This is a genomic window from Microcystis aeruginosa LEGE 91341 (genome assembly GCF_015206885.1).
Lineage (GTDB): Bacteria > Cyanobacteriota > Cyanobacteriia > Cyanobacteriales > Microcystaceae > Microcystis > Microcystis aeruginosa_H.
This window is the reverse complement of sequence record NZ_JADEXY010000178.1, coordinates 1-7,589: the sequence shown is the minus strand read 5'-3', so window position 1 is coordinate 7,589 and position 7,589 is coordinate 1. Positions and strand designations below refer to the sequence as shown.

The window sequence follows — 7,589 nt, the reverse complement described above, 5'->3', positions numbered from 1 at the left end:
GGTGTGGGGTGGTCACTGCGTGCGCGTTGCAGGGGGTAGTGGGGCATTTGGCTGAAATTTCCCCAAACCCCTAAACCCCTAAATTCCTAAATTTCTAAACCCCTAAATCCCCTTTCTAACTGATAACTGAATTATTGATCACTTCTCTACTATTATTATTTTAAAGTGAAACGTATCAGAGGATACAGAAATCTCAAATCAAAAAAACAAAGATCGAAAAACATTGACTACTCACACATCAAGATAAATCCCTAGGTGTTTGGTCTTCTGAAATGATTGACCTCCGTTCCTAGGATTTAGCGGTTGAACGGACATAATTGCTCGGTGATTATTTTCAACAGTAATGAATCGACCTACTAACTCAAAAAAGTAAACGAATTAACGATGAAACGAATTGCTCGAAAATCTGGGGAACTTGTCGGTTTATTACCGAAAATTAACCCTGTCTGGTTAGCCTGTGTTCCTTTGTCCGCGATTATTTTCGTGGTTTGGAATACAGCCGTACAGGCCCAGGATGCGAAACCCCTAACCCCCGAAGATGTCCAAAACGCCCTTAATACAATCTGGGTTTTAATTGCCGCCATCCTCGTGATCTTTATGAACGCGGGTTTTGCGATGCTAGAAACGGGATTCTGTCGCCAGAAAAACGCCGTTAACGTTCTCGCCAAAAACCTGATCGTTTTCGCCCTCTCCACCATATCATTTTGGGCGATCGGTTTCTCCCTGATGTTTGGGTCTGTCAGTAACGAGTTTTTCGGTACAGGAGGATGGTTCCTCAGCAGTAGCGATCCTGCCACCTACGTTATGCCTGCCTATTTGCCCACCTCGGTGTTTTTCCTGTTCCAAGTCGCTTTCGCGGGAACGGCAGCAACTATTGTATCTGGGGCGGTGGCAGAACGGATTAAATTCACCGATTTTCTCGTTTTTAGCTTAATTATCGTTGGTATCATGTACCCGATCACCGGTCACTGGGTTTGGGGTGGCGGTTGGTTAGCTGACCTTGGTTTTAAAGACTTCGCCGGTTCGACGGTGGTTCACTCGGTGGGTGGTTGGTCTGCCTTAACTGGGGCGGCAATTCTCGGCCCGAGAATGGGTAAATATATCAACGGTCGCACCAGTGCCTTACCCGGCCATAACATGAGTATCGCGACCTTGGGTTGTTTAATTCTCTGGATTGGCTGGTTTGGTTTTAACCCCGGTTCTGCTTTAGCGGTTAGTGAAACTGTACCCTATATCGCTGTCACCACTAACCTCGCCGGGGCTGCGGGGGGTATTGCCGCTACCTTTACCGCTTGGGCAAAAGATGGTAAACCCGACCTTTCGATGATTATTAACGGTATTCTGGCCGGTTTAGTAGCCGTTACTGCTGGTTGTGATGGTGTATCCTATTGGTCGGCGGCAATCATCGGTTTAATTGCCGGTGTGGTCGTGGTTTACTCGGTGGCTTTCTTTGATAACCTGAAAATTGATGACCCCGTGGGTGCGACTTCCGTTCACCTCGTCTGTGGTGTGTTTGGAACTTTAGCCGTCGGTATCTTCAACAAAGATGCGGGTTTAATCACCGGTCAATTCCAACTGTTTATTAACCAAATTATCGGAATTGTGGCAGTGGGGGCATTTACCCTGATTGTTAGTGGTATCGTTTGGACAATCCTTAAGGCTACCCTCGGTATTCGTGTTACTCCCGAAGAAGAAATGGAAGGTTTGGATGTGGGTGAACACGGGATGGAAGCCTATAGCGGTTTCGTCAAGGAGTCCGATATCGTTACTGGTGGCTATTATGCTTCCAGTGTTGACATGGAAACGCCTAGCAGTCGTTAGGTTAAACCTTGTAAAGATAGATTAATTGATCCCCAAAAAAGTTAAAGAGAAAAGGAAGAAGGCCTCGCCCCGATGCGATCGGTGGCTATAATTGCCTTCTAAACCTTTTCTCTTTCGGTTTTTGTCTATTTCCAGACAGAAAAAAATAATCTTGCTACTAACCACCAACCGACAATGAAAAAGATCGTAGGAATAACCATACTTTTGCTGGCACTGGGATTCAATTGTGGAGTTGCCCCAGTTTTTGCGGAAACCATCGCCGCTGCTCCCCCCAATCCGATTAGTGCTGGGGATACCGCTTGGATGCTGATATCCTCAGCTTTAGTTTTATTAATGACCCCCGGACTGGCCTTTTTTTATGGGGGTTTAGTGCGTTCCCGTAACGTTCTCAACACCATGATGATGAGTTTGGTGGCGATGGGCGTCATCGGTGTAACTTGGGTGCTTTGGGGTTATAGTCTTGCTTTTGATGTCACCCCGGGTAAAAGTGGCTTTGGGGAAGGGATCGAAGCTTTTATCGGTGGTCTGGATTGGGTTTTTCTCAACGGTGTCACCGCCGCCGCACCCGATAGCACCGGCTATGCTCCCACGGTTCCCCATCAAGTATTTATGGTCTATCAGATGATGTTTGCCATCATCACCCCGGCTTTAATTTCGGGGGCGATCGTAGAACGGGTCAACTTTAAGGCCTTTTTTTGGTTTTTACTGCTTTGGTCCACCTTTATCTATTCTCCCCTAGCTCACTGGGTTTGGGGTAAGGGTTGGTTAGCAGCCACTGGGGCACTGGATTTCGCCGGTGGAACCGTTGTTCACATTAGTTCTGGGATTTCCGCACTGGTGGCCGCTTGGGTAATCGGTCCGCGGCGTAGTTTTGGAACTCAAACCTATGCACCCCATAATGTGCCGTTTGTTCTCCTCGGTATCGGTTTACTCTGGTTTGGTTGGTTTGGTTTTAATGGGGGTAGCGCACTTTCCTCTAGTTCCCTAGCTACGACAGCTTTTGTTAATACCACGATCGCCGCTTCGGCTGGGGGGTTGACATGGATGCTGATAGAATGGATTTTACGCGGTAAACCGACAGCGATCGGTATTGCTAGTGGATTTTTGGGGGGATTAGTGGGTATTACTCCCGCTGCCGGTTTTGTTCTACCCATCGGTGCGATTCTGATTGGTTCGATCACTGCTCTTGGCTGTTTTTTTGCGGTTAGTCTCCGGGCAAAATTGCGCTTTGATGATTCTTTGGATACCTATCCTGTCCATGGTGTGGGTGGAACAATAGGGGCAATCCTTACGGGGGTTTTTGCCACAAAAGAGGTTAATTCTCTCGGTAATAACGGTTTACTATTTGGCAACCCCGGCTTAGTCTGGACGCAATTTGTTGGCGTTGCCGCTACTTATATCTTTGCTGCCGTCGGTACTTTTGTGATTCTGAAAGTTCTCGGTTTATTTATGGATCTGCGGGTTAAACCGAATACGGAAGCAGAAGGGTTAGATGTGCCTCAACACGGAGAGGAAGCCTACGGACAGGAATTCGAGTTTGGTAGCAGCTTTTCCTACCAAGAAAATCCTCCCACCACAAATCCGCAAGAAAATTATTAGGGATTCAATCGGCTATTGGTCCAGCTAACAGAGGCGAAATTTCGTCTCTGTGAAACTGGGTTTAACAATTCCGTTTTTGGTCGTCTTGTCTCTGTCATACTAAATCCGTTGAGTATAGGATACTTATGAGGACAGGCAAAAGGCAAAAGGCAAAAGAGGGAATAATACTAAATCCGTTGAGTACAGGCTAGTTATGAGGAGAGGCAAAAGGCAAGAGGCAAAAGGCAAAGGGGAATAAATAATCAGTTTTTAATAACCAGATTTAGTATAAATAATCAGTTTTTAATAACTGGATTTAGTATCACTGGGGGTTGTGGGGGTTGCTGAATCAAGGTATGAATGCCAACTGTGCATCGTATCCAAAAGTTAGTTTGGGTCTAGGTTTTAAAAATACCACAAGAGAAGATTCATGTCTCAAATCAGCAACGCCGATTCATGAATTAACCTACAAAACACGACGTTTGGACAAATTTTCAGCTATGTATTTCGGAGAAATCGACTTAAAACGTTGCCAGATAAGGATTTGAGAGAATGAAACGACCCTAGGGAGCAGGGAGAAGCAGTTCGAGCATTTGTACTAAAATTTCCCATAGGCAGTTTAAATTCAGTACAGCTTAACTTTCCCCGGTCTGCAAGCAGGAGGAGACAAAACTGGTTTATGCTAGAAAGAGTTACCTTAACGTAACTTTACAAAGTCATCGATCGCCCACATTTATGGATTGCATCATCAATCGTCGAGCGCGGTTTTCAGCCAGCCATCGCTATTATCTGCCAGAATGGGACGAAGCCGAAAATCAAAGACTTTTTGGTCTTGGTAGCCGTTTTCCCGGTCATGGTCACAATTACGAATTATACGTCTCCCTATACAAAGAACTCAATCTTTATGGCATGGTGGAAAATCTCTCCACCGTGAAACAGGTAATTAAACGAGAGATAACCAGTCAATTAGACTACTCCTATCTCAATCAAGTCTGGCCGGAATTTCAGCAAACCCTACCCACCACAGAAAATATCGCTAGAGTTATCTGGCAAAGATTAGCACCCTATTTACCATTGGTCAAAATTCAACTATTTGAACACCCCGAATTGTGGGCAGAATATCAAGGAAAAGATATGGAAGCAACTTTAACTATCAAAACCCATTTTAGCGCCGCCCATCGTTTGGCTTTACCGCAATTAACCCTCGAACAAAACTCGGAAATCTACGGCAAATGCGCCAGGGTAAACGGTCATGGTCATAATTATCACCTAGAAGTATCCGTGGCGGGAGAAATCGATCCCCGCACCGGTATGATTGTGGATCTAGGGGATTTACAAAAAGCGATCGATGAATTGGTAGTAGAACCCTTCGATCATGCTTTTTTAAATAAGGATATTCCCTATTTTGCCGAAGTGGTTCCCACCGCAGAAAATATTGCCTTACACATCGCTCAACTATTAGAGGAACGGATCCGCCAATTGGGAGCCCAATTAGATAAAGTTAAACTGATTGAAAGTCCCAATAATTCTGCGGAAATCCACTGTCGTGGTTCGGTTCAAGCTCCCCGACAACTTCTAGAAAAAACTCTGACAGCCGTTTAATTGCCTGTTGGTTAAGGTGATTAGGGTGAGCATGGCTCACCCTGATAGATTTAATTAAACCCTAGTTAAACACTTCTCGCCATCCTCGCTTTCCTTTGCCTTGGCGTAAGGGAGAAGCTAAATCGACAATTTTCTCCAGCAGTTTCGGGGCCAATTTTTGACACCAAAGAGCTAGATGACTTTGCCAACCGACGACAATTTCCGTTTTTTCCCTATTTAACCCGGTAATTAGGGTTTGGGCGACTTCTTCGGCGCTCATCGGCTTTAACCATCGAAATAACTGCAATTCTCGCACCATATCCGTATCGGTTAAAGAGGGTAAGAGGGTGACAACTTTGATGTTGTGTTCCCGTAATTCCGACCTGAGAGCTTGACTAAAACCCAAAATGGCAAATTTGGTGGCCGAGTAGGTAGCGAAGCTAGGAGCGGCAATTTTACCCATCATGCTGGAAACATTGACGATGGTTCCCTGTCCCCTAATTGCCATCCGGCGGGCAATTAAGCGAGTAACTGTGTACATGGCCATCAGATTTAAAGATATTTCTGCTTGCACTTGCGAAAATTGCGATCGCAGAAAGGGGGTTTGATGGGCAATACCGGCGCAGTTAACGAGGATATCAATGCCACGGCATTCTTGCCAAACGCGGATAATTGAAGGACTAACAAGGTCATTTTCGGTTAAATCTAGGGCTAAAGGTGTGGCAATGACCCCTAGGGACTCAATTTCTTTGGCTAGTTTGTCTAATCGCTCTTGATCTCTGGCAACAATCACAATTCTGCTTAAACCTTGTCGGGCTAATTCTAAGGCGATCGCTCGTCCAATGCCCCGGGATGCCCCCGTGACTAGGGCTGTTTTTCCCTGTAATTTCATGATCAAACTCCTGTTTTAAGCAACAGTACGGGAATTTATTGGTTTTGCTTCTGAAATCTTTAATTTGTGCATCTATGCCCTACATAAGTAGCGAAGCAATCGGGGGATAGATGGATAGGTTAGGGTGCATGGGATTTTTCCTCCTTCAAAGCGCACTCTTGAACCCACGGTAACAGTTGTCTTTACAAACAGCAATCTTTTTTAACACTTTTCCACAAAATCACTCGATCGGATGAACGCTCAGGGTGATCCTCATACTAAATCCGTTAAGTATAGGTGACATATCAGGATAGGCAAAAGCCAAGAGGCAAAGGGCAAAAGGGGGAATAGACAATCAGTTTTTAATAACTGGATTTAGTATCAATCCTATGGAAGGGGAGAAGGGAGAAGGGAGAAGGGAAGTGGGGAAGTGGGGAAGTGGGGAGAGGGGGGCAGCGGGAAAAAAATTGTGGTTCCACCCTATTGTTCATCTCAATTTAGGTGTTCAATGTCGGTAATAATCGGTAGAATCACTGTGATATTGGTGCCTTTTCCTTCCTCGCTTTCCAGGTGAATTTGTCCTTTGTGCGCTTCCACACAGCGCCCGACAATGGCTAATCCTAATCCCGTTCCTTGAATATTATCGACATTGCTACCGCGATAAAAAGGTTTAAATAAATGTTCTTGATCTTTGCATGGAATACCAATTCCTCGATCGACAATTTTAAAGACTACCTGCTCGGATTCGACAATAATCTTAAATTCTACGGGGTTGCCTTGAGGTGAATATTTTATAGCATTTCCCAGTAAATTTGTCAAGATATGTTTAATTAAATTAACATCCCAAAGTCCTCTTTCTAAGCTGCCCTCAATTTGGAAGATAATTGCTGATTGTTTTTCTGGCTTAACCATAAAAGATTCTACCAATTTTTGACAATAATCCAGTAAATCCACTGGATCAAATTGACAGTATAATCTCCCGGAATCGGCCCTACCAATTAATAACACTTCTGTGAGCAGTTGATCCATGTCTTTAATGGCCGATCGAATCATGCGAAAATAGCTAACTTGCTGATCTTTTGTCAACCGATCGCGACTTTCTTCTAATAATCCAGCCGAGAGTAAAATTTTATTTAAAGGATTGCGAAAATCGTGGGATAACATAGAAACAAATTCAGTTTTTAACTGATTTAATTCCTGCGCTTTTTCCAGTTGATTAGTGCGTTCAATCACGCTCATTTTTAAAGCTTCGTTCGATTCCCGTAAAGCTTCCTCCATCTGTTTTCGCTCGATCGCATAACATAGCGATCTAGTTAAAATTTCTAAACTTACTTCTCTTTTAATTAAATAATCCTGCGCTCCCTGACGTAGTGCTTGCAAAGCTAAATTATCATCATTAGTATTAGTTAAAACCACGATCGGCAATTTCGGAGCGGTAATTAAAAGGGGAGCTAAGGATTCCAAACCCTGACTATCTGGTAAAGTTAGATCTAATAAAATTACATCAAAATTTGTTTGTTGTAACAGAGAAATTGCCTCGGATAATCTTGACACATTAACCAGATGAAATTCTTTTTTTTCATTACCCTTAAGAATTTCCTTTAATAATCGAGCTTCGGCTAAATTATCCTCGATTAAAAGAACTTTTATATCCTGCGAGAGTCCCATTTTTTAATCAAGAGTTAAAGAGATTTGGGAAGTTAGGAAGTGGGGTGTGGGGAAGTGGGGTGTAGGGTGT

5 protein-coding genes are annotated in these 7,589 nt (G+C 44.1%); 3 read left to right on the top strand and 2 right to left on the bottom strand.

The annotated features are described in order from the left end of the window. Positions 1–384 precede the first annotated feature (384 nt). The 3 genes from IQ234_RS19095 (at position 385) to IQ234_RS19085 (ending at position 5,001) form a co-directional block, all read left to right on the top strand. Positions 385–1,821 (top strand): ammonium transporter, encoded by a 1,437-nt coding sequence (locus IQ234_RS19095; RefSeq protein ID WP_193958239.1) that lies wholly within the window; start codon positions 385–387, stop codon positions 1,819–1,821. A gap of 174 nt (positions 1,822–1,995) precedes the next feature. After that, complete coding sequence (locus tag IQ234_RS19090; RefSeq protein ID WP_193958238.1) at positions 1,996–3,420, top strand: ammonium transporter; 1,425 nt, start codon at positions 1,996–1,998, stop codon at positions 3,418–3,420. Between the two features lie 714 nt (positions 3,421–4,134). Next, the gene (locus tag IQ234_RS19085) at positions 4,135–5,001 is read left to right on the top strand and encodes a 6-pyruvoyl trahydropterin synthase family protein (protein WP_193958237.1); all 867 of its coding nucleotides are present in this window, start codon (positions 4,135–4,137) and stop codon (positions 4,999–5,001) included. A gap of 61 nt (positions 5,002–5,062) precedes the next feature. Here IQ234_RS19085 and IQ234_RS19080 read toward each other — a convergent pair whose 3' ends face one another. Both IQ234_RS19080 and IQ234_RS19075 read right to left on the bottom strand, forming a co-directional pair. Continuing rightward, positions 5,063–5,872 carry an SDR family NAD(P)-dependent oxidoreductase gene (locus IQ234_RS19080; RefSeq protein WP_130757437.1) on the bottom strand — a complete coding sequence of 270 codons (810 nt, stop codon included), beginning with the start codon at positions 5,870–5,872 and terminating at the stop codon, positions 5,063–5,065. Positions 5,873–6,343: 471 nt separating this feature from the next. After that, the gene (locus IQ234_RS19075; RefSeq protein WP_193958236.1) at positions 6,344–7,519 is read right to left on the bottom strand and encodes a hybrid sensor histidine kinase/response regulator; all 1,176 of its coding nucleotides are present in this window, start codon (positions 7,517–7,519) and stop codon (positions 6,344–6,346) included. Positions 7,520–7,589 lie beyond the last annotated feature (70 nt).

What these genes read in the sequence shown, in the direction of transcription:
- IQ234_RS19095 (WP_193958239.1), top strand. Translation starts at nt 385, where the DNA reads ATGAAACGAATTGCTCGAAAATCTGGGGAACTTGTCGGTTTATTACCG.
- IQ234_RS19090 (WP_193958238.1), top strand. Translation starts at nt 1,996, where the DNA reads ATGAAAAAGATCGTAGGAATAACCATACTTTTGCTGGCACTGGGATTC.
- IQ234_RS19085 (WP_193958237.1), top strand. Translation starts at nt 4,135, where the DNA reads ATGGATTGCATCATCAATCGTCGAGCGCGGTTTTCAGCCAGCCATCGC.
- IQ234_RS19080 (WP_130757437.1), bottom strand. Translation starts at nt 5,872, where the DNA reads ATGAAATTACAGGGAAAAACAGCCCTAGTCACGGGGGCATCCCGGGGC.
- IQ234_RS19075 (WP_193958236.1), bottom strand. Translation starts at nt 7,519, where the DNA reads ATGGGACTCTCGCAGGATATAAAAGTTCTTTTAATCGAGGATAATTTA.